This is a genomic window from Pedobacter sp. A2324 (assembly GCF_059693705.1).
In genome coordinates, this window is record NZ_JCASSK010000002.1 from 464,058 (window position 1) to 487,115 (window position 23,058).

21 protein-coding genes and 1 tRNA gene are annotated in these 23,058 nt (G+C 39.6%); 14 read left to right on the forward strand and 8 right to left on the reverse strand.

Going from position 1 to position 23,058, the window contains the following annotated elements; genetic code table 11:
* Window positions 1–95: 95 nt before the first annotated feature.
* Both AC570I_RS07045 and AC570I_RS07050 read left to right on the forward strand, forming a co-directional pair.
* Entirely contained in the window at window positions 96–497 is a 402-nt protein-coding gene (locus AC570I_RS07045; protein ID WP_497404910.1) for a hypothetical protein, read from the forward strand.
* 69 nt (window positions 498–566) lie between these two features.
* Window positions 567–1,280, forward strand: coding sequence for a hypothetical protein (locus tag AC570I_RS07050; RefSeq protein WP_497404911.1), 714 nt, complete (start codon window positions 567–569; stop codon window positions 1,278–1,280).
* A 62-nt stretch (window positions 1,281–1,342) separates the two neighbouring features.
* Here AC570I_RS07050 and rnc read toward each other — a convergent pair whose 3' ends face one another.
* From rnc to AC570I_RS07065, 3 genes are all read right to left on the reverse strand, one after another.
* A complete protein-coding gene (rnc, locus tag AC570I_RS07055) occupies window positions 1,343–2,071 on the reverse strand; it encodes a ribonuclease III (protein WP_047799991.1) in 729 nt (242 codons plus the stop codon).
* 93 nt (window positions 2,072–2,164) lie between these two features.
* Window positions 2,165–3,418: a beta-ketoacyl-ACP synthase II gene (fabF, locus tag AC570I_RS07060; protein WP_497404912.1), complete on the reverse strand. Its 1,254-nt coding sequence runs from the start codon at window positions 3,416–3,418 to the stop codon at window positions 2,165–2,167.
* Window positions 3,419–3,439: 21 nt separating this feature from the next.
* Window positions 3,440–3,676, reverse strand: a complete 237-nt coding sequence (locus AC570I_RS07065) for an acyl carrier protein (RefSeq protein ID WP_008508386.1) — start codon at window positions 3,674–3,676, stop codon at window positions 3,440–3,442.
* Window positions 3,677–3,833: 157 nt separating this feature from the next.
* Between AC570I_RS07065 and AC570I_RS07070 the strand changes: the two genes are divergently transcribed.
* The 3 genes from AC570I_RS07070 (at window position 3,834) to AC570I_RS07080 (ending at window position 6,242) form a co-directional block, all read left to right on the forward strand.
* Window positions 3,834–4,253 carry an IPExxxVDY family protein gene (locus tag AC570I_RS07070; RefSeq protein WP_047799989.1) on the forward strand — a complete coding sequence of 140 codons (420 nt, stop codon included), beginning with the start codon at window positions 3,834–3,836 and terminating at the stop codon, window positions 4,251–4,253.
* Between the two features lie 148 nt (window positions 4,254–4,401).
* Window positions 4,402–5,832 (forward strand): pyruvate kinase, encoded by a 1,431-nt coding sequence (pyk, locus tag AC570I_RS07075; protein WP_047799988.1) that lies wholly within the window; start codon window positions 4,402–4,404, stop codon window positions 5,830–5,832.
* A gap of 325 nt (window positions 5,833–6,157) precedes the next feature.
* A tRNA-Ser gene (locus tag AC570I_RS07080) sits at window positions 6,158–6,242 on the forward strand.
* Between the two features lie 52 nt (window positions 6,243–6,294).
* Here the strand turns inward: AC570I_RS07080 and galB are convergent.
* On the reverse strand, window positions 6,295–8,760 hold the full coding sequence (gene galB, locus AC570I_RS07085; RefSeq protein WP_497404913.1) for a beta-galactosidase GalB: 2,466 nt from the start codon (window positions 8,758–8,760) through the stop codon (window positions 6,295–6,297).
* Between the two features lie 236 nt (window positions 8,761–8,996).
* Between galB and AC570I_RS07090 the strand changes: the two genes are divergently transcribed.
* Together AC570I_RS07090 and AC570I_RS07095 are read left to right on the forward strand one after the other, a co-directional pair.
* Window positions 8,997–11,123: a S9 family peptidase gene (locus AC570I_RS07090; RefSeq protein ID WP_497404914.1), complete on the forward strand. Its 2,127-nt coding sequence runs from the start codon at window positions 8,997–8,999 to the stop codon at window positions 11,121–11,123.
* A gap of 104 nt (window positions 11,124–11,227) precedes the next feature.
* Window positions 11,228–11,899: an NAD-dependent epimerase/dehydratase family protein gene (locus AC570I_RS07095; protein WP_497404915.1), complete on the forward strand. Its 672-nt coding sequence runs from the start codon at window positions 11,228–11,230 to the stop codon at window positions 11,897–11,899.
* Between the two features lie 52 nt (window positions 11,900–11,951).
* Here the strand turns inward: AC570I_RS07095 and AC570I_RS07100 are convergent, their stop codons facing one another.
* Together AC570I_RS07100 and AC570I_RS07105 are read right to left on the reverse strand one after the other, a co-directional pair.
* On the reverse strand, window positions 11,952–12,131 hold the full coding sequence (locus tag AC570I_RS07100) for a hypothetical protein (protein WP_047799987.1): 180 nt from the start codon (window positions 12,129–12,131) through the stop codon (window positions 11,952–11,954).
* 82 nt (window positions 12,132–12,213) lie between these two features.
* Window positions 12,214–13,140 carry an NAD(P)-dependent oxidoreductase gene (locus AC570I_RS07105; RefSeq protein ID WP_497404916.1) on the reverse strand — a complete coding sequence of 309 codons (927 nt, stop codon included), beginning with the start codon at window positions 13,138–13,140 and terminating at the stop codon, window positions 12,214–12,216.
* Between the two features lie 257 nt (window positions 13,141–13,397).
* On the opposite strand from AC570I_RS07105, the gene AC570I_RS07110 reads away from it, so the two are divergent.
* From AC570I_RS07110 to AC570I_RS07120, 3 genes are read left to right on the forward strand one after another with little or no spacing between them, the layout of a single operon-like run.
* The gene (locus AC570I_RS07110; protein WP_497404917.1) at window positions 13,398–15,884 is read left to right on the forward strand and encodes a TonB-dependent receptor; all 2,487 of its coding nucleotides are present in this window, start codon (window positions 13,398–13,400) and stop codon (window positions 15,882–15,884) included.
* Window positions 15,885–15,944: 60 nt separating this feature from the next.
* Window positions 15,945–16,499 (forward strand): NUDIX domain-containing protein, encoded by a 555-nt coding sequence (locus AC570I_RS07115; protein WP_497404918.1) that lies wholly within the window; start codon window positions 15,945–15,947, stop codon window positions 16,497–16,499.
* 48 nt (window positions 16,500–16,547) lie between these two features.
* Window positions 16,548–17,285, forward strand: a complete 738-nt coding sequence (locus AC570I_RS07120; protein WP_497404919.1) for a lysophospholipid acyltransferase family protein — start codon at window positions 16,548–16,550, stop codon at window positions 17,283–17,285.
* Window positions 17,286–17,320: 35 nt separating this feature from the next.
* Here AC570I_RS07120 and AC570I_RS07125 read toward each other — a convergent pair whose 3' ends face one another.
* Window positions 17,321–18,070, reverse strand: coding sequence for a LytR/AlgR family response regulator transcription factor (locus tag AC570I_RS07125; RefSeq protein WP_047799983.1), 750 nt, complete (start codon window positions 18,068–18,070; stop codon window positions 17,321–17,323).
* A 52-nt stretch (window positions 18,071–18,122) separates the two neighbouring features.
* The gene (locus AC570I_RS07130; protein ID WP_497404920.1) at window positions 18,123–19,148 is read right to left on the reverse strand and encodes a sensor histidine kinase; all 1,026 of its coding nucleotides are present in this window, start codon (window positions 19,146–19,148) and stop codon (window positions 18,123–18,125) included.
* Window positions 19,149–19,379: 231 nt separating this feature from the next.
* Between AC570I_RS07130 and AC570I_RS07135 the strand changes: the two genes are divergently transcribed.
* The 4 genes from AC570I_RS07135 to AC570I_RS07150 all read left to right on the forward strand — a co-directional run bounded on the left by AC570I_RS07135 (window position 19,380) and on the right by AC570I_RS07150 (window position 23,042).
* Window positions 19,380–19,634, forward strand: coding sequence for a hypothetical protein (locus AC570I_RS07135; protein WP_047799982.1), 255 nt, complete (start codon window positions 19,380–19,382; stop codon window positions 19,632–19,634).
* 3 nt (window positions 19,635–19,637) lie between these two features.
* Window positions 19,638–20,546: an ABC transporter ATP-binding protein gene (locus AC570I_RS07140; RefSeq protein ID WP_497404921.1), complete on the forward strand. Its 909-nt coding sequence runs from the start codon at window positions 19,638–19,640 to the stop codon at window positions 20,544–20,546.
* Between the two features lies 1 nt (window position 20,547).
* Window positions 20,548–21,348 carry an ABC transporter permease gene (locus AC570I_RS07145; RefSeq protein WP_047799980.1) on the forward strand — a complete coding sequence of 267 codons (801 nt, stop codon included), beginning with the start codon at window positions 20,548–20,550 and terminating at the stop codon, window positions 21,346–21,348.
* Between the two features lie 122 nt (window positions 21,349–21,470).
* The gene (locus tag AC570I_RS07150) at window positions 21,471–23,042 is read left to right on the forward strand and encodes a M28 family metallopeptidase (RefSeq protein ID WP_497404922.1); all 1,572 of its coding nucleotides are present in this window, start codon (window positions 21,471–21,473) and stop codon (window positions 23,040–23,042) included.
* Window positions 23,043–23,058: the final 16 nt, after the last annotated feature.

A 23,058-nucleotide genomic window follows, 5' to 3' on the forward strand; every position in this document is an offset into this window, starting at 1 on the left:
ATACCGCCATATTAACCATAAATAAACATTAAAGCATTAACGTTATTTAACAAAACGAAAGGTTAACAAGTGTTAATTTTACTGAAAATAACCCGATGAATACAAAAGCATATTTGACGGCAATTATCCTGTTATCACTTTTGCTCCCGTTAACAAATACACAGGCGCAACAAATTGTAGCGAAAGGGGTTATTTCAGAAAAGGGAACCAGCATTCGTATTGCATTAGCCCTGGTAACTGATACAGATACTCACATTAGCGTGGGCAGCAATGATATGGGTTTATTTCAAATCAAGGCTAGAGTTGGTGATACATTATGGTTTTACAAGCGAAACTTTGAAGCTCAGTTTGCCGTTGTCAAAAATGATCAGGATATGATGATAAATCTCATTCGGGCAGATAAAATCCTGGAAGATGTAACAATCAGACCTGATAACAAACAAGAAAACTTATCAGCTGTTAGACTAGAACACCGTAAGAAAACTTACTTTTACTGACATAAAGCATGCTGCAACTTATATTAAAAAATCTGCTGCTTTTTACTTAGATACTTTGACTACTGACAAATGATAAAAATTTTGAAATACACTTTTCTCCTGCAAATACTATGTTTGTATTGTACTTTAACAAAAGCGCAGGACTTTATTGTAAAGGGGGTAGTAATTGAAAAGGGTTCGAACATTCGCATAGCGCTCGCCGAAATTACCAACCAGCGTACCGGATTAGGGGTAGGCAGTAACGACATTGGTATGTTCCAGCTGAAAGCAAAAATCGGCGATACGTTGTATGTAAGCAAGAGAAATTTAATAGATCAGCAAATTGTAGTAAGGGGCAACCAGGATCTTCTGATCTATCTGGTAAGGGCAAGCACTACACTTGATGAAGTGACCATTGTTGGCAATAACAAAAAGCAGGACCTGGCAGATTTAAAACGAGATTTTAAAAATAAAGGTGTATATAATGGCGGAAAGACCACATTTCTCTCAGCTGTGTTTAGTCCCTTAAATGCGCTTTATAATCTAGTCGGAAAAGATCCTAAAAATGCACGCAGGTTTAGCAGATATGCAGACAATGAGCTAAAACAGACACAGATTGATCAATACTTTAATGGTACGATCATCCAGAACAACACTAATCTACGGGGGAAGGAACTGGAAACCTATATGCTAAACTGCAGACCTGAATACGATAAAGCGCAGTACTGGAACAGCTATGACTATATAAAATACATCAAGGAATCTTCTAAGAAGTTTACTGACACGCTTGGTAAAGGAAAATAAGATGATTCGATAAATTTGAGGTAATAATCTGATTGGTAATAATTGGTAGCTAAAGCAGCAAACTAAATGCTTAATGCCTCGCAGGCTTTCTCGGCAGCAAGCTTTTCAGCATTTTTCTTATTATAGTCTCTGCCGGTTCCTTGTTTTTCACCGTCCACAATAGCGCTAATGGTGAACAATTTTGCGCTCTCTCCTTCACCATTTTGCACAAGTTCAAACATCACATCTTTTCCATGGCGCTGGCACCATTCAATCAGTTTACTTTTGAAATTCGTTTCAGTAAGTTCAAGGGTATGAATATCGATGTGAGGCTTAACTATTCTTCTGAGCAGAAAATCTTTGGTAAAGTTGTAGCCTTTATCCATATAAATTGCACCTACGATTGCTTCAAAGGCATCACCTAGCATAGAATTATGCTTGGTTTGCACACTCACCGAGCGTTGATCGAACTGAATTAATTTATCAAAGCCAATCTTTTTCGCAAGCTGATTCAAATTTGCACGATTAACGATTTTGGATCGCATCTCTGTTAAAAAACCCTCTTCCTTGTAAGGATAGTGCTTAAAAAGCAGTTCTGCGATAACCGAACCTAATACAGCATCTCCAAGAAATTCTAAACGCTCATTGCTGCTTCTGCTGCCATTTTTAAGAACTTTGGCAACAGAACGATGTCTGAAGGCCATCTTATAAAGCGTAACATTTCCTGGTATAAAGCCTAAAATGTTTCTCAGCTTTTTTACAAATTCTTTCTCTGGAGAAAGATACAGTTTATATAATTTAAATATCGGCATTAAATAAATAACACAATTAACGGCTAATCAGCATATTTAACTAAGTTATCCATTTTTAATTAGCATACAAAATTATATAGCAAAGCAGTAAAATTAATCTTCGTATTTCTTGAAAATCACTGAGGCATTATGACCACCGAAACCAAATGTATTGCTTAATGCAGCCCTTACTTCTCGTTTTTGAGCTTTATTAAAAGTAAAATTCAGCTTTGGATCAAAGGCAGGATCATCCGTAAAATGATTAATTGTTGGAGGAACAATATCATTTTGAACAGAAAGAATCGCCGCAATCGCTTCAATTGCACCAGCAGCACCTAATAAGTGCCCTGTCATTGATTTTGTAGAACTGATGTTTAAACGATAGGCGTCTTCTCCGAAAAGATCAGCAATGGCTTTGGTTTCACTGATATCGCCAAGCGGCGTAGATGTACCATGAACATTGATGTAGTCAATATCGGCAGTAGTCAATCCTGCGTCTTTTAAGGCATTCGTCATTACCATCCTTGCACCTAAACCTTCAGGATGGGGAGCAGTGATGTGATTAGCATCCGCGCTCATACCACCTCCAACAAGCTCTGCATAAATTTTTGCACCCCTTGCTTTTGCATGTTCAAGTTCTTCCAGGATAATGGTTCCGGCACCTTCACCAGCCACAAAGCCGTCGCGGTCTTTATCAAAAGGTCGTGATGCGGTTTGAGGATCGTCGTTGCGGGTAGATAAGGCATGCATGGCATTGAAACCACCCATCCCTGCTTCGTTAATGATGGCTTCAGATCCACCGCTGATGATCACATCGGCCATACCCAGTCGGATATAGTTGAACGCATCGATCATGGCATTGGTTGATGAAGCACAAGCAGAAACAGTGGCAAAATTTGGCCCGCGGAGGCCATATTTGATAGAGATATGCCCTGGAGCGATATCTACAATCATTTTTGGAATAAAAAATGGATTATATCTTGGCGTACCATCTCCTTTAGCAAAATTCGAAATCTCGTCTAAAAAAGTTTTCAATCCACCTATACCTGCACCCCAGATAACCCCGATTCTGTTGGTATCCAGTTTCTCAAAATCGAAACCACCATCTTTCACAGCTTCATCTGTAGCAACTAAGGCATACTGTACAAACGGATCTAACTTGCGGGCTTCTTTTTTCTCCAGAAATTCTTCCGGATTGAAATTTTTAACCTCACATGCGAATTTTGTTTTGAACTTTTCAGTATCAAAACCTTTAATAGGAGCAGCGCCACTCACCCCGTTAGTCAATCCTTCCCAAAAATCAGGGACATTATTGCCTATAGGAGTGAGCGCACCCAACCCTGTTACTACTACTCTTTTTAATTCCATTTATACTGAAAAAGCGTAATTCTATTTAACGTTTTTTTCCAAATAAGCGATTGCCTGACCAACTGTACCGATGGTTTCAGCCTGATCATCAGGAATAGCTACATTGAATTCTTTTTCAAATTCCATGATCAACTCTACAGTATCCAAAGAATCTGCACCTAAATCGTTGGTGAATGAAGCCTCTGGTGTAACTTCACTTTCGTCAACACCTAGTTTCTCTACGATAATAGCCTTAACTCTTGAAGCAATATCAGACATAATTTTATAATTTAATGGTTAAATAATTCTGTGCAAAGAAAAATAAATTCTTACAATTTTCAAATGTTTTTATTTCGACACCATAATTTGGCTCTCAAATAACAAGCGAATATAGAATTAGTTTTTTAATTTCGTTCTGTAAATAATTTATTTCGCCTTGAATAGAACATACTTAAAGCTTACTTTAGATCTTGATTTTATATTAATTGCAATCACCGCCCCCCTGAAAGATTATGTTCTATGCCACAAAATTAATACGCGGCTAAACACACAATTCGAAAAAATCGATGATCATGAGATCTTTTACAATATAGACGAACCTGCCTGGTCTTTCTCAAAATATTATTTTTTTGTGGAGCAGGGTGAGGTAGAATATTATCTGATCAGCAACAGAAGTAGCGACGGTTTACTCGTTCCGGAGATGGCCAATGTAGATTTCTTTATCATAATTAAAGAATTTATCGACAAGGAAGATTTAAGTTATTTACTAAACGGACTAAACAAACTACCTGATATTCAGGTAGCTGCAAAAATAGACCCAACCAAGTTAAGAAGCAAGGAGAATTTGGTAATATAAAAATTATATACTTCGTGTAGTAAATACACTATATTTGAGGGTTATAATCAACGAACAAAAAAACAAAATATATAAATTTTAATGCAGTTTAATTATTTTAGAGAATAATTAGCGACTCAAACTGCATTGCTAAAAATCGATTAATTAAATGAAACCTTTTCATTCCAGAACCAAAATTGTAGCCACCCTTGGGCCTGCATCCGCAAAACCTGATGTTTTATATAGCATGTTTAATGCGGGCTTAGATGTTTGCCGTCTAAATTTCTCACACGGATCTCAGGCAGATCACCAGGCAGTTTTAGATACAATCAAAGATCTAAACCAGAAATATGATTATAATGTAGGTATTCTTGCCGATTTACAGGGACCGAAAATTCGCATTGGCTTAGTAAAAGAAGGTGGCATTAACCTGATCAACGGTAAAACAACCATCATCACCACCAACGAATGTATTGGTAATGAAGAGCGCATTTACATTACCTACCAGAACTTTCCTCAGGATGTACAGGCAGGAGAAATCATCTTATTGGATGATGGAAAACTTCAAATGAAAGTTTTATCAACAAACTTAAAAGATGAAGTAGTTTGTGAAATTGTTCACGGTGGTATATTAACTTCAAGAAAAGGTGTAAACCTTCCTAATACTAAAGTTTCTATTCCATCGCTAACGCCAGAGGATAGAGAGAACCTGGAATTTGTACTTCAGAATGATGTAGAGTGGATCGGTTTATCTTTCGTCCGTAAGGCAGAAGATATTATCGAACTTAAAAAAATCATTGCAGAACGTGGTAAAACTGCACGTGTAATTGCAAAAATTGAAAAACCTGAAGCCATTGCTAACATCGATGAAATTATCGCTGTAACAGACGGGATCATGGTTGCACGTGGAGATCTGGGTGTTGAATGTCCGATGGAGGAAGTTCCATTGTTACAAAAAATGATCGTTGCTAAATGTAGAGCGGCCTCTAAACCGGTAATCGTGGCTACACAAATGCTGGAAAGCATGATCACTACACCTCGCCCCACACGTGCAGAGGTTAATGACGTGGCTAACTCAGTATTGGATGGTGCAGATGCAGTGATGTTGAGTGGTGAAACTTCGGTAGGGGAATTTCCATTGATCGTGATCGAAACCATGCAGAAAATTATTCAGAACATTGAAGATAACAATTATCCTTTCAATCCTGATAAATTCTTAAAACCAAAATCTCCTTCATTTTTAAGTGATGCCATTTGCGATTCAGCTTGTTTCCTGGCTAAACAAACCAATGCAGTAGGTATTGTATCGATGACCTTAAGTGGTTATACCGCTTTCGAAATTTCAAGCCACAGACCAGAGGCTTTAACTTTCATCTTTACAAGTAACAGGGCGTTATTAAATGCAGTGAGTTTACTTTGGGGTGTTAGGGGTTTCTATTATGATAAATGGGAGAGTACCGACAATACCATCATTGAGGTTAACGAGTTCTTAAAAAGCAAAAAACTGGTTAAGCAGGGCGATATTGTAATTAATACCGCTGCAATTCCAATGGAAGCTAAAGGAAAAACCAACATGCTAAAAATTACGGTTATCGATTAATTTGCATCCAGATTCAAATACCAGTAAAAGGTGCTCATAGTTATGGGCACCTTTTCTTTTTCATCGACAGTACAACTAAAATTGTACCGGGTTAAAATGGAATTTCATCGCGATGTTTCCGTAAAAGTCCGAACAAACTCCGTACAATCTCCGTTGAAGCTCCGTTTTATGAGAGAACAGATCCAGATCACTTTCCACAGATTTTCGGTACTTTTCCCACAGAAATCCTGATGTTGGATCAGCCGGATTAAAAAAACCCGTAGAGAATTTCCTGATCTATGATGTAGATATGAACAAAAAATATATTTTTGCAAACCCAAACTCTGGAGAGGTGTCAGAGTGGTCGATCGAGCACGCTTGGAAAGCGTGTGTACTGCAAGGTACCGCGGGTTCGAATCCCGCCCTCTCCGCTTAAAAGCGGGCCGGTAATTTTATATTACTGGCCCGCTTTTTTTTATGACATCATTTCGTTAAGATAGCAATTGTTCCTGTTTTTAACCCTTTGCCTGATACCTTAAGATTTAAGCTTCCAGCTTTGTTAGTAGATTGAACAGTTACCACCAGTTTACCATTAAATGCTTTCATGTGCGGAAGGTGAAACAGTTCAAGGTTTGTCGCATCGCCATTGGCCACTACTTTATAACTTCCATCACCAGTAACCTGAAAAGACAAACTATCATTGGCATCAGGACATACATTGCCATTGACATCAACAATGCTGGCCGTAACATATGCGAGGTCCTGTCCATCCGCAATTAATGTTTTACGGTTAGTTTCCAGTTTAACGTGATCAGGTTTGCCTGCGGTTTTTACCGTTTCTTCAGCAGCGACCTTCCCATTTTCATCATAGGCAATAACCTTAATCGTTCCTGGCTCATATTTAACATCTTTCCACATCAGGCGGTATCGGTTTGTATTGGAAGCATGACTTTTAAATTGTTTACCCTGGCTTTTTCCGTTAACAAATAGTTCTGCCGATGCATAGCTGGTGTAGGCAAATACAGGAGTAACCTGCCCTTCCCTTCCCGGAAAGGTCCAGTGAGGAACAGTGTGAAGCGTAGATTGTGCAGTATTCCATTTGCTGCGATATAAGTAATAACGGTCTTTAGGAATCCCGGCCAGATCGATGATACCGAAATAAGAGCTATGAGAAGGCCATTTTCCATCATATGGTGTTGGTTCACCAAGATAATCAAAACCTGTCCATACAAATTCTCCAATAACGTATTGTAAGTCGTCCTGCTTCACAAATTCATCGTCAGGAATTTGCGACCAGTTACAATATTCCAGATCGTAAGAGGAACTCTGATTATCGTCATACATTTTTTGTTTTTGAGGAACTACCGGAAATTTATACACACCTCTTGAGCTTACTGTAGAGGCTGTTTCTGTACCCAGGATGAAACCCTGCGGCAACCGGGTGTAAGCCATTTCATATTGGTTAGGTTTATAGTTAAAGCCGGGAACATCAAGTACAGCAGCAAAATTATTATCGAGTGCATTTTGAATCCGGTCCATCCCGACAGTCACCGGCCGTGTAGGATCCTCCCTGTGGCAGATATCCTGTAAAAATTTTAAAATTTTGTCGCCATTTTTGGTTCCCTGGTCTGGCACTTCGTTCCCGATACTCCACATCACTACACAGGGGTGATTTCTATTGGCATGCACCATATTGACCACATCCTTTTCTGCCCATTCATCAAACAAATGGCTGTAACCATTTCTAACCTTCGGCGCCTTCCATTCATCAAAAGATTCCACCATCATCATAAATCCCATCTCATCACACAATTTTACCAACTCTGGAGCAGGCATATTATGCGAGGTTCTGATCGCGTCGCAACCTATATCTTTTAACAAAACAAGCTGACGGCGTAATGCAGCAACATTTATGGCCGTACCTAAAGGGCCTAAATCGTGGTGGTTGCAAACGCCCTTAAACTTGCGGTAAACTCCATTCAATGAAAAGCCTTTCTGCGCCTCATACTTAATCGTTCTGATTCCAAAGGTGGTCGTGTACTCATCTTTCAATGTTTTACCGGCATACAATTTCGTAATAGCCTGATAAAGGTTGGGCATTTCAGGCGACCACAATTCCGGGGATTTAACAATAATATCCTGTTCAAACTCATTCAAGTCGGTAGCGAGTAACACTTTTGTCGCCGTAGCAACCGTTTCTCCCTTTGCATTTTTAATCGACGTTTGAAGACTTAAAGTCTCATCATTTTCATTAACGCCGCTGATCTGGGTTTTGATCTTGACTTTTGCAAAGTCTTTATTGATTAAAGGAGTTGTAATATAAGTTCCCCAAACCGGAATACTAATATCTTCAGTGATGATTACATGGACATTTCTGTACAACCCTGCGCCCGGATACCACCTTGAAGCTTCAGTCTTATTTTCAAGCCCAACCGCAATGGTATTCTGGCCTTCTCTCATCTGCCGGGTCACATCAATGAAAAAAGAATTATAACCATAAGCCCAATGACCAACTTTTTCACCATTGAAATAAACTAATGGATTGCTCATGGCCCCATCAATTAATATCACCACTTTTTTACCTTTTTTAAATGCAGGCGCAACAAATGTATTTCTATACCAGGCTTTACCGATAAATGGTAAACCGCCCGTTCTACCTGTTTTTCTGGTCGCTTTATTTTCTCCGTTCTGCACAATAGCCACATCCTGACTATCGTTACCGCCATCAAACGGACCTTTAATGGCCCAGTCGTGAGGCACAGTGACAGTTTCCCAACCGGAATCGTTGAAATCGCTTGCTACAGATTCAGGGTGATCACCCTTACTGAATTTCCAGTTTTTGGTCAATAAGAACTCGCTACGGGTTTGCGCTTGTCCGTTGGAAAACGAGCAGATGATCACTACCATCAGAAGGTGTAAACTCCGCATTTGGGTTGAAAAGAAATTCATTGTTATATTATCTGATGCTTGTTAAACCATTTCTTTGCCTGCAAAAACCCTGAAACGACATCAGGAACGCAAGTTATAAAAAACGATAAATGTCCAAATAACATTTATTAGCCTTTAATGATTATTTCTTATCATTTTAATCTCTGTGTAAATAGGCTTCATCTGATTTTGTATCATGATTAATACTCTTCTATTTGTAAAACAGTGTTATTTTTACCTTTAAGATTAACTAACGAATGATGAACAAATATTGGCTCAGCGCAATAGCTTGTACTTTAGCTATTGGCGTAAATGCCCAGCAAAAAACCTTAACGGCAAAAGACTATGAATATGCAGAAGGTTTTATGGGTTATAACACTTCAAAGTACATAGATAACCCCGGCGTATCGCCGAACTGGCTTGAAAATGACAAGTTTTGGTATGTAACCAGAAACCAAACTGGTACTCAAACCTTTTTGGTTGATCCTGCAGCAAAAACCAAGGTATTAACCACAGAATATAAAAGTGTTTCTGCACCACCACGCCGCAGGAACCGCAATGAAGAGTTATCTCCTGACGGAAAGAAAGCCGTTTTTATTAAAGATTACAACTTATTTTTGAAAGACGTAGCCACTGGCAAAATAACACAGTTAACAACAGATGGTGTAAAGGATTACGGCTATGCAACGGATAATGCCGGATGGAAACATAGCGACGCGCCAATTGTACGCTGGTCTCCCGACTCGAAAAAGATTACCACCTTTCAGCAAGACCAACGCAACTCGAAAGATATGTACCTGGTTACCACAAATGTGGGTGCACCAAAGTTGGAAGCCTGGAAATACCCCTTACCAGGTGATAAAGAAATTGCAACGATTAGAAGGGTAATCATTGAGGTAGATCAGCCAAAGGTGATCTCACTTAATATCCCTCCTGATCAGCATCGTGCAACTTTAAGTGATGACATTTCCAGCAGTGGAACTTTTGACGATATCGACTGGAAAGCAGACGGATCGGAGGTGGCATTTGTTTCTACCTCACGCGATCATAAAAACGAAAAGTTCCGCATTGCAAACGCTACAACCGGAGCTGTACGCGAAGTTTTTGAGGAAACTGTAAAGACTCAGTATGAATCAGGACAAGGAGCAATCAACTGGCGATACCTTCCTTCTTCAAAAGAAATCATCTGGTATTCAGAACGGGATAACTGGGGACACCTTTATCTGTACGATGCCACAACAGGCAAAGTTAAAAATCAAATTACCAAGGGCGATTGGGTGGTAAGTCAGCTAATTAAGGTAGATGAAAAGACACGTACGATCTACTTTATTGCAAATGGCAGGGAAAAAGGCAATCCATATTTCAGCCATTTTTATAAAGCAGGATTCGATGGCAAAAACCTTACACTTTTAAACCCCGAAGAAGGAAACCATAGCATTACCCTTTCACCTTCAGAAAAATATTTTCTCGACACTTATTCACAGCCCAATATCCCTCAGGTAACTGTATTACGAAGCCTCGATGGAAAACTTGTTTCTACCCTTGAAAAGACAGACATATCCCGGCTAACTGCAACAGGCTGGAAAGCCCCGGCACCGGTATCGGTAAAAGCTGGCGACGGGAAGACAGACATATATGGATTAGTTTTTACGCCGACCAAAATCGAAGCAGGTAAAAAATATCCGGTTATCGACTACATTTATCCGGGCCCACAAGGTGGAAGTGTTGGCAGCTGGTCGTTTTCTGCTGCAAGGGGAGATCATCAGGCTTTAGCTGAATTAGGATTTATTGTAGTGGTAATTGAAGGTACAAGTAACCCTGACCGTTCGAAAAGCTTTCACGATATGAGTTATGGCAACATGGCTGTTAACACGCTACCCGACCAGATTGCGGCAATTAAAGAGCTCTCTGCAAAGTACCCGATAGATACAACCAAAGTTGGTATCTGGGGTCACTCGGGCGGGGGATTTGCCACAGCAACGGCTATGTTTCGTTACCCTGATTTCTTCAAGGTTGGAATTTCTGAATCTGGAAACCACGACAACAGAAACTATGAGGACGATTGGGGCGAACGCTACAATGGCCTGTTAGAAAATGCTGACTACGAGGTTCAGGCCAATCAGAATTATGCAAAAAATTTGAAAGGAAAACTAATGCTGGTGCATGGTTTGATGGATGACAATGTTCCTCCGTACAATACGCTATTGGTGGTTGAAGCCCTCGAAAAAGCAAATAAATCTTTCGACCTGGTTATTTTCCCTAACAGTGCACATGGCTATGGCACCTATTCTCCATATATGATGCGCAGAAGATGGGATTATTTTGTTCAGCATTTGCTAGGTGCCGAACCACCAAAGGATTATCAGATGAAAGGCTCAAGATAAATTTGAAGGATAGCTCGAAAGGCTATCCTTTTTTTTTGCATCATCTATTTTAGTGAGATTGAAACAAAGCTCAACTTTAAGAGTTAATGTTTAAAACTTATTTCATGGGAAAAACAAGAAAGCCGAATCACGTCATCATCACCGGAACTACAGGAATGGTTGGAGAAGGGGTTTTAATCGAGTGCCTGAAAAGTTCTGAGGTAGATTCAATACTGGTAATCAACCGCAAACCCTGCGGTTACGCAGATCCTAAACTTAGAGAAATTATACATACTGATTTCTTCGACTTTTCATCTATTGAAAGCCAGCTAAGCGGTTACAATGCATGCTTTTTTTGCCTCGGAATTACCTCGGTAGGTGCTGCTGACGATGTTTATTATAAAATGACTTATACACTTACCTTACATGTTGCAGAAACATTGAGCAGGTTAAATCCGGATATGACGTTCTGTTATGTTTCGGGAAGCGGCACTAATGCAAATGGCCGCTTAAACTGGCAGAAAGTAAAAGGGAAAACTGAAAATGATTTGTTGAAACTCCCATTTGAGCAGGTTTTTAATTTCAGGCCCGGTTTTATTAAACCCATTAAGGAACAGAAATACGCACACAAATTTTATAAATATATCAACTGGATATTTCCAATTGGTAGGGCAATTTCGGCAAACGGATTTTGTACGATGCAGGAACTGGGCAACGCCATGATCAATGTGTTAAGCCACAACAACGAAAGAAAAGTTGTTGAAGGTAAGGAGATTATCCAATTGGCAGGAGAGTAGGAAAAAAAGAGGTAAGATGGATGGTTTTAAATCATCCATCCTACATCATCTATTACTTTTTGTTATCGTATTTACGTTGGTTGTCTTTATTCGAAGTCTGATCTGACCGCTGACCGCCGCCGTTGGTTATCCCTTGAACTTTTTTATCAACCTTAACATCGTGATTGGCTCTGTCTGCAATTGAACTTCCCTGAACCGTAGGGTTGTTTTTTGGTGTGCTTACGTTTTTCATAACATGATCGTTTTAAGTTTTCAATAACGAGCGCTATTATAGTAACCAATCATTTGAAAATATGTTTGAATTATTTCTTTAACTAAAAATTCAGACCACTTAACTTTTCAGCCAATACTTCAGAAATTTTACGGTAAGAATCGAAGGTCCAGCCTCCCACATGTGGCGTTAAAATGACTTTCTCATTCATTCTGAGTTCATCATACCAGTCGGCTTCTTGCAGTGCAGGAAATTTCTCAGTTTGTAAAACATCCAAACCTGCACCTAAAATTTTACCAGAGGCCAAAGCACCGAGTACGGCCTTTGTGTTCACAATTTCTCCTCGTGCAGTGTTGATAAAGAAAATTGGCTTTTTAAAGTGGAAGAAGTATTCCTCATCTACCATTTGCCTGGTTTCAGTAGTCAAAGGAATATGCAAACTGAGCACGTCGCAATGTTTTACAATTTCCTCCATACTCACTTCGCGCGCAAAGGCATCAGAAAAGCCTGTTTTATATTTATCATAAGCCATCACGTCGACTTCAAAGCCGGCAAGTTTTTTGGCGAAACTTTGGCCCATGAAGCCATAACCAATAATACCAACCCTTTTTCCCTTCAGCTCATATCCACGGTTTCCCTCTCGATCCCATATTCCATTTCGAATTTCAATATCCGCCTTGCGGAAGTTATTCATCAGCGATAGAAGTAAGCCAGTTGCATGCTCTCCAACCGCATCGCAATTACCTTCAGGTGCATTAATGAGTTCAATATTTCTTTCGAAAGCAATATGATCGTCAATATTATCCAGTCCTGCTCCGGCACGGGCAACAAATTTAAGCTGCGTAGCAGCAGCAAAAACTTCTGCATCGATTCTGAACTTTGTTCTTACAGCAATGCCAGTATAATCTTTTATTTTAGCCAAGGTTTGCTGACGGGTAATCTGAGGTTGATCATCAACATGGTATCCCATAGCAATAGCCTGCTCCTTAAAAGAAGGGTGTAAGTCATCAACAATTAATATTTTTTTCATGCTAAAGCAAAAGTAACATTATAGCTGTTTTTAATCTCTTCAATACTAAAAATGTTTTTTTGCTGATATCATTCCTTTGACGTGAAATGTTGCTTCATTGAACATGACAGAACATTTTCAAATATGAAAACCATATTTAAACTCACGAAAATATTACCATAAAATAGCTGTAATAAAATAGTTACGGGCATTTATTTAAACTAACTCTCCGTTACTTTGTCTCCCTTTATAACAAAACACACATATATAATTATTTAATGAGACTTTTACAATCGCGTACGATACCTTTTATTCTTCTTTTTATAAGTTTATCGCTAAGTCTTTTCGCCCAAAATGGTGGGAAAGCAAAAATTACCGGTGTACTAAAAGACGCCAAAACACAAGAAACTATTCCATTTGCTACAGCAGTTTTAATCAATAAGTCTACCGGTAAAAATGCCAAAGTTGCTCAAACAGATGTAAACGGAGCATTTACCATGGCCGATCTGCCTACCGGTACGTTTACCTTCAAAATTAGTTACGTAGGTTACCAAACCATGGTTAGGGATAACGTAAGTATTACGGCATCAACGGGTACATTAAATTTTGGCGACATTAAGATGAACTCAGCAAAGGGCAATATCCTGAGTGAAGTTACCGTAACCGGCCAAAAGTCGGGTATGCAAATGGGAATTGATAAAAAAATATTTTCTGTAGATCAGAGTGTAATCAGCGAAGGTGGATCGGCAGGGGATCTACTTCAGAACGTTCCTTCAGTTTCAACTGATATGGACGGTAATGTGAGTTTACGTGGTTCTACAGGTGTGAAAGTATTAATAGATGGAAAACCTTCTTTAATTGCCGGCGGAAACGTTGCACAAATCCTGCAGTCAATCCCGGCAAGCTCAATCGAAAGCGTAGAGGTAATCACCAATCCATCGGCAAAATATGATGCAGAAGGACAATCGGGTATCATTAATATCGTTCTGAAAAAGAATACTAAGCTGGGTCTTAACGGTTCAGTTGCATTAACGGCTGGTAACCGCGATAACTATAACGCCAATACCAACCTAAGCTTCCAGAACAGCAAAATCAATTTGTATGGAAACTATGGTTACCGTTATGGAAACCGCGTAGGTGGTGGATATCAGGATATTTTTTATAAATCTGATACAGCAAAGACCAGATATGCAAACCAAACTACAGTTTCGAATTCACTTGATAAAGGTCATAATGCTAAGGCAGGAATTGACTACTATTTAAGTCCTAAAAGTGTAGTAAGTTTTTCAGGTGGTTTCAACTCTAGGGAAAATGAAAGAAACGAAGTACTCGATATCAGACAGTTAAGCAGTACACGGTCTCCGGTTATACTTAGCAACAGAACGAATGAAACAGAAGGTTATGGCAGTAGTTACGACCTGAATCTGGATTACGTGCAAAAGTTCAGCAAACCAAAAGAGGAACTAACTTTTAATTTCGGCTATTCGCACGGGACAAATAACAGCGATCAGTTCTATAGTACCACCACGACAAACAGGAATGGCGTAGAAATGAACGAAAATTTATCTTTGCAACGGGTGTATAACACGGGCGACAATACCAACTATAACATTCAAACTGATTATAGTTTGCCTGTTGGTAAGGCAGGAAAAGTGGAGGCAGGTTATAGAAGTCAGATTCGCCTGGGTAACAATAATCAGTTTGCTGATGCCCTGTTAACCAACACTGATGTAGTGGTAAGGAATAATTCACTGATCAATAATTTTGACAGTAAAGATCAGGTGCATGCCCTTTATTTAAACTACCAGAATCAAATTAAAGATTTTGGCTACCAAATTGGTTTACGTGCCGAAGATGCGAGGCTGGATACTCATTTGGAAGGTTACACCAATAATGTGTTAACCGGAAGCGATGGGAAGATTCATTACAAAAGACTTTACCCGAGTGTGTTCTTAACCCAAAAATTAAAAGGCGATAATCAGCTACAAGTGAGTTATACACGACGTGTCAACCGTCCGCGTCCATGGGATACAAATCCGTTCCTGGATGTTTCAGACCCGTTGAACTATAGGGGAGGTAATCCCAACTTATTACCTGAGGATGTGCACTCTTTTGAGTTAGGCTACAGCAAGTACTGGAAGAAAGTTACGCTGACTTCGAGTTTATACTACCGTCAGACTAATGATGTGATCCAAAGGGTAAGAAGTACGCCTGTGAACGGAATCATTACTTCAACTCCCCAAAACTTATCAAACCAGATTAATGCAGGTTTAGAGTTAATTGGGCGTTTCGATCTGATTAAGGCGTTGAACTTTACGACTAACGTAAACCTTTATCAGGCTAAATTTGCAGGAGACAGCAGATTCAACATTGCTTCAAGTAGTGGATTTAGCTGGAACGCCAACTTAACCGGTAATCTGACAGTAGTTAAAAATGTTTCATTACAGGTAAGAGGTGACTACCGTGCGCCTGAGGTGATGGCACAAGGAAAACGTAATGCCATGTATGGTATAGATGGTGGAGCTAAATACGACTTCCCGAATAAAAAAGCTTCCCTAAGTTTCAATGTGAGAGACGTATTCAATACCCGCAGGTGGAGTATGACAACTGAAGACAATTTCACCATTGTTGATTTCCAACGCCAGATGCAGGGAACAATGGGTAGTCTGACGTTCTCTTATCGTTTCGGAAAAACAACCTTTACCGCCGCCAAAAAGAAAAAAGACGATCAGCAGGACAACAGGCCAGATGAAGGTTCATTCTAAATAAAATGAAAGGCGTTTAAATTTATTTTAAACGCCTTTTTCAATTCATTACCTTGCGACATGGAAGACAGCAATCCCTGGAAAACTTTAGCAAGTGAAGTTAAATATGATAACAACTGGATTCGGCTAACCGAACACCAGGTACTCAACCCTTCGGGTGGAAAGGGAATCTATGGGGAGGTACATTTTAAAAACCTTGCGATAGGTATACTGCCTTTGGACGAGAATTATAATACCTGGCTGGTAGGCCAGTACCGTTACCCTTTAAAAGCTTATAGCTGGGAGATTCCGGAAGGAGGAGGGCCGTTTCATGAAGAGCCACTGGAAAGTGCAAAACGTGAGCTTCTCGAAGAAACAGGGATGAGTGCAAAAAACTGGAGAGAGATTCAGCGCATGCATTTATCCAATTCAGTGAGCGACGAGTTATCTATCATTTACATTGCTACCGGACTAATTCAGGGAATACCCATGCCTGAAGAAACTGAACAGCTAACCATAAAAAAGATTAGTTTTGACGAGGCTTATCAAATGGTATTGAGCGGTGCAATTACCGATTCAATGAGCGTTGCCGCAGTTTTAAAAGTCAAAATCATGATTTTAAATGGCGAGATATGATATTGGCAAAAAAGAATAGTTGCTATCTTTGTGATTAAGTTAATTTTTATGAGCAAAATTTTCGGCTATATTCTAAGCCCCATATTCTATTTTTTCTTCGGATTAAGCTTATGTATCTTTCATCCTATTCAATGGATTTGCCATAAAGCTTTTGGCTATAAAGCACATAAAGTATCGGTAGACTTTTTAAATTTCTTCCTTACCTATTGTCAGTTTTTTCTTTTTAACTCGATCAGTTTTAAAAACGAATATCAGCTTCCAACAGACAGGCCAATTATATTTGCGGCTAACCACCAGAGCATGTACGATATCCCGTCTCTGATCTGGTTTTTAAGAAGGTACAGCGCGAAGTTTATTTCTAAGATTGAACTGACCAAAGGAATTCCATCAATTTCAATAAATCTGCGTTTGGGTGGCGGTGCTAATATTAACAGGAAAGACAATAAACAAGCGATTTCGGAAATCATAAAACTGGGCCGTAGGATGAAAGAAAATAACTGGAGTACAGTTATCTTCCCTGAAGGTACACGTGCAAAAGACGGCCAGGTAAAAACCTTTCAGTTCGGAGGAGTAGCAACCATATTAAAGGCTGTTCCAAATGCATTGGTGGTACCCATTGCCATTGAAAATTCATGGAAAATAGTCCGGTTTGGAATGTTTCCGCTAACCGCAGGAAATGCCTTAAGATGGACCGTTTTAAAACCCATTGAACCTGAAGGCAAAACAGCTAATGAGATTACACTTGAGGCAGAGTCAGCAATCAGAAAAGTGCTGGGGCAGGCTTAATAAGCTTTTGGATAGCCCCTGGCGGGGTAAAAACCCTAAATGTTCTTATTGCCTATTACCCTGAAAAATTCATCACGGTAGGTATCGCCAACCGGGATGATTTTATCACAAATGGTAATACGGCTACGCTCAATGCTTTCTATTTTATCCACGGCAACAATATAGGATTTATGTACTCTGATAAACTGGCTGCTTGGAAGTGCTTCTTCCATTTTCTTCATACTCTGAAGGGTAATTACCCGTTCTTCTTTGGTAAAAATAGAAATGTAATCTTTTAACCCTTCTATATACAGAATATCGTGCAGGTAGATTTTTTGAATTTTGTGCTCCGTTTTAACAAAAATATAATCCTGAACTGGATTTGGTGAACCTGAAAAAGGGGCTGGCGTTACTATTGGCTGTGCTATGCTCGCCGGGGCATCAGCAGGTTTTGCCTGCTTATGTACTTTTTCTACCGCCTTGTAAAATCGGTCGAAAGCGATGGGTTTTAATAAATAATCGGAAACATTAAGATCGTAACTTTCCAATGCATATTGCGGGTATGCTGTTGTTAAGATATAATGTGTTTTATTTCCGGCAATTTTAAGAAACTGAATTCCAGTTAACTCTGGCATCTGTATATCCAGAAACACCAGGTCAATTCCACCTGCCTGCACAATCTGGAGTGCCTCAATGGGGTTCTCACATCTTTTCACTAAAGTAAGAAAAGGAACTTTTGATATATAGTCTTCCAGAATGTCGAGCGCCAACGGCTCATCGTCAACAACAATGCAGTTTAGGTTCATTTCAGGTTAATATTAATATTGATTGGTTTTAAATCTGTCACGTATCAACAGATTATATATCAATCATCAGTTCACAGGTATAATGGGTAGCCGAATTTACAACATTTAATTTATATCTGTCAGGATAAATCAATTGAAGTCTGCGTTCAACATTGGTTAAGCCAACACCGCCTTGTGCATCCTTATTCTGCTGATTCTTTTTATTGATGACACTGAAATGCAGAATTTTCTGATTGGCAATAATATTGATCTTCACGGGATTTTCAGGATCGGTTACTACACCGTGCTTAAAAGCATTTTCTACAAAAGAAATAAGCATCAGCGGAACAATCTTCTGATCATCTATCTCTCCATTTAATGTTAACTCAACGAATGCTCCATCTTTAAAGCGGATTTTTTGAAGTTCAATATAGTTGGTTAGATAATCTACTTCTTTACTCAGTGATACGGTAGGCGTATTGCTCTCATAAATCATGTAACGCATAATCTCAGAGAGTTTCATGATCGCATCAGCTGTTTTATCCGATTTTTGATAGGCCAGCGAGTAAATGTTATTCAGAGAATTGAATAAAAAATGTGGGTTAAGCTGTGATTTTAGAAACTGCAGCTCCATTTCACGACGTTCACTTTCGAGGTTGCGTTGAATACGCTCATTAGCAAACCAGTCGAGTGTAAATTTGATTATACAACTGGAAATCAAAAAGAAGCCACCTACAAAAACCCGGTTAAGAAAGTATTCTGTTACATTCTGACTGGTGGTATGCATCTTGTCCATCATCATGTCGGACGGATTTAAAACAGCAACAGTTGTTTTAATGATCGCAACAATTAAAATCAAAAGGAAAAATGCAATGGTGTAAAGCCAATATTTTTTTCTTTTCTTAACCAGTTCAGGAATTAAGAAAATGTAGTTGATATAGAACAATGAAACGTTTAATATTCCGAAGGCACCAAATGAAATCAACTGCCTTTTCAAACTGAGTATTGAAGTGCTGGTAGCGATGAATGCTATCGTCAATGATACAATCACCGCCCAAAAAATCGAATGTAGTATGATTGGTGCTTTGCTTTTATTCATCAAATAATTTTTTATTAATCTCTTCTTTGCCTCCAAAGTAAATAAACTTTCCATTTTTGAAAGCAAACAATCTACCAACGGGCATTTTTTTTCTACCAACCGTCCAAATGGCAAATTTTATCGACCAACGCCAAAAAAGTCTGTTGATCTAGAATCTTGAACACTTGGTATAATACATTTTAGCAGGTAGTTTTCATTCTGTTCCTTTGAATCATCAAAACGATAACAACCATGAAAACAGCAATAGTAAACAATACATTAAGTACAGTGATGATTGCTGAAGACCGTTTAACCGCCTCAACAATAGATAAACAGATTATGAAAAAGTTAGCAAACACTTCGCCATTTTTACTTTTATTAGTACCTGTATTTATGATGATTATATTAACGCTTACGGTTAATACCAATCAAAACGATGAAATCGTAGTAAAGCCAGCGAAAACTTCTACCGCGATCGTAAAACAGGCCACGGCAATTTTCCAATAAGCAATGAGCGATTACGCGATCGAAACAGTAGGCTTGAATTTCAACTTTGGCAACCAAACCATCGTTAGAGATCTATCCCTACAAGTTCCAAAGGGAAGTATCTATGGCTTCCTCGGACCAAATGGTGCTGGTAAAACCACAACGATAAAATTATTATTAAACCTGCTCCGCTCGCCGGCCGATCAGGTTTTTATTTTTGGCAAAGAAATTAATCTGAACCGGATCGCCTGCTTAAAGAAAATGGGCGCGCTTGTTGAGCAGCCGGCAATATACGGACACTTAACAGGCAAGGAAAATCTGATTAACCGTTGTATGTTACTGGGTATCCCAAGAATAAAGGCAAATGAAATGCTCGAACTTGTAGGACTAACAGAAGCAGCCAATAAAAAATCTGCAAAGTATTCGCTTGGAATGAAACAACGCCTTGGCATTGCACTTGCGCTCGTATCGGATCCGGAATTACTCCTCCTGGATGAACCAACGAACGGACTGGATCCCAATGGCATCATTGAGATCAGAAACCTGATGATTGAACTTTCTACCAAACACCATAAAACAATTCTCGTTTCAAGCCACCTGCTTGCTGAAATTGAACGCACTGCCACACATGTGGGAATCATTAATAAAGGCCGCCTATTGTTTCAAGGTACAATCAGTGAACTGCACTTATTGAGTAAACCCATGCTCGAAATAGAAGTTAATCAAAGTAATCAAGCCGCTGAATTTTTAAGTAAAGCGGGTTTTGAAAACGTTTCTCATACGGATAAAACGATCACTTTACCGTTTATCTCATCGAAACATAGCGGAGATATAAATACGCTTTTGATTGAAAACGGATTCACTGTGAGCAGCCTTTATCAGCAACGCAAAGACCTCGAAAACCTTTTTCTGGATATTACTCAACAAAACTAAGATGCGCTCACTATTCATATCACTGGTATCAGAATTTTATAAATCAAAAAAAACACTGGCATTCTGGGCAGCCATCCTTTTACCAGTGATTATTTGCGGACTCATTTCATTTGGGTTTTACTCAGGCTCAGAGAAGGTTTTGGCGCTACATTACCCTCCTTTACTGCTCTGGCTTCGGTATATTGGTGCCGCACTGGGTGTAATGGGCGTATTGATCTTGCCCTTCTATGTTATCTTTATGGCCTTCTCTGTCAATAACATTGAACATAAAAACGATACCTGGAAAACACTTTTTGCACAACCACTAAATAAGTTTTCGATTTATACGGCCAAATATCTATATGCAGTAGTACTGATATTCATCTGCCTGCTGCTCTTTGGCGGCCTTACACTAGCCTTTGGACACTTGCTACAAATACTGATACCTAAATACAGCTTCAACCAGTATGATCCATCCTTCCTGCTATCGAAATTCTATTTTAAACTATTCTTATCCTCGCTGGGTATTCTATCCATCCAGTTTACTCTAAGTTTGGTTTGGGGCGATTTCCTGAAGCCAATGGGTGTCGGTTTCATTGGCACAATCATGGGCATAATCACCGGCAATGTAGGTTGGAAATATGCTTACTTAATTCCCTACAGCCATCCCTCATTGGTACTAAACAGTAGCACGGCAGCCAAAAAACTTTCAAACCCGGCCGACTTCGAAATCTTTACACAAGAAATTTACACCAGTTTAATCTATGCCGGGGTATTATTTGTGCTCGGATACTTTATTGTAACCAGAAAAAGCATTAAATAGCCTCATTAATTCATCTCTTACAGAGAAAAACAGCCGGAAATTTGTAAAAATATCATGGTAAATCATGTAACGTCTGGTTTAACCGTATTTTAGAGTAATCAAACAACCAACAATTCTAAAATATGATTAAAAAATTTACAATGCCGGCACTGGCCATGAGCCTTTGTCTCTCTGCTTTTGCACAAGATATTCCGGACGCAGCAATAGTAAAGAAAATACGGACTACAGGGTTAGAAAATTCAAAAGTGATGGATATTGCTTTTAATTTAACCGATGTTGCTGGGCCGCGTTTATCTAATTCTCCGGGACTAAAACGGGCACAGGACTGGGCTGTAAAACAATTAACTGACTGGGGACTAAAAAATGCTCATTTAGAAAGCTGGGGAACCTTTGGAAAAGGGTGGCAGGTTGATAAGTATTATGCTGCTACAACAGCTCCGTTTTACCACCCGATTATTGCTTCGCCTAAAGCATGGACACCAGGCACCAACGGCCCGATTAAATCTGAGGTGGTACTAATCAAGGCAGATAGTGTTGCTGACCTCTCAAAATATAAAGGAAAGTTAGCGGGAAAAATTGTGATGATTGATCAGGGTGCGGCCTTGACAAGCGGGGTTAAAGCCGATTTTTCACGTTATGCTGATTCTACATTAGCACAGATGGCAGCCGCAAAGCCGGCGGCCGCAGGGGCAGGCAGGCAACGGCCAGCAGGTGGACCAATGGCCGACCGGATGGCACAAATGATGAAGATGCGAGAAGTAAGGGCAGCCATGAGTGCCATGTTATTAGAAGAAAAAGTAGCACTGATCCTTACCTATGCCAGAGGTGGACAGGGAACGTTTTTTACCAGTAACGGTGCTTCTTATGCTTTAGACGCTAAACCGGTTTCACCGGAACTTGAAGTAGCTGCTGAAGATTTCCTGCACATTTTACGTTTGTTACGCGCAGGTAAACCGGTAGAGCTGGAAGCAGAAATTAAAACATCGTTTTATGATCAGGATCCGAAGGGCTACAATGTAATTGCAGAAATCCCGGGAACAGATAAAAAGCTTAAGGACGAAGTGGTTATGATTGGTGGACACTTTGATTCGTGGCATGCTGCTACAGGTGCTACCGATAATGCGGCAGGTTCGGCTGTGATGATGGAAGCCATGCGAATTTTAAAAGCGATTGATTTTAAACCGAAACGTACAATCCGGATTGCATTGTGGAGCTCAGAAGAGCAGGGCTTGTATGGATCAAGAGGTTATGTCAACACCCATTTTGGTGATCCAAAAACAATGGAACTTAAGCCAGAGCAAAAAAAGATATCCGCTTATTATAACCTGGATAATGGAACTGGAAAAATACGGGGAATTTATTTACAAGGCAATGTGGCAGCCGGGCCCATCTTTCAAAGCTGGTTAAGCCCTTTTAACGATCTTGGTGCAGGAACAGTTACCGTGAACAATACAGGTGGTACAGATCATCAGGCATTTGATGCAGTAGGTATTCCAGGATTCCAGTTCATTCAGGATCCGGCAGATTATAATACGCGTACCCATCATAGCAATATGGATACCTACGATAGATTGGTTGAAGATGACTTAAAACAATCGGCCACTATTATTGCCTCATTTGTTTATAACACCGCTCAGCGTGAGGCACAGATTCCGAGAAAGGAATTACCTGCCCCGCAACCAGCGAGGCCATAATACACAGAAGCCTGCT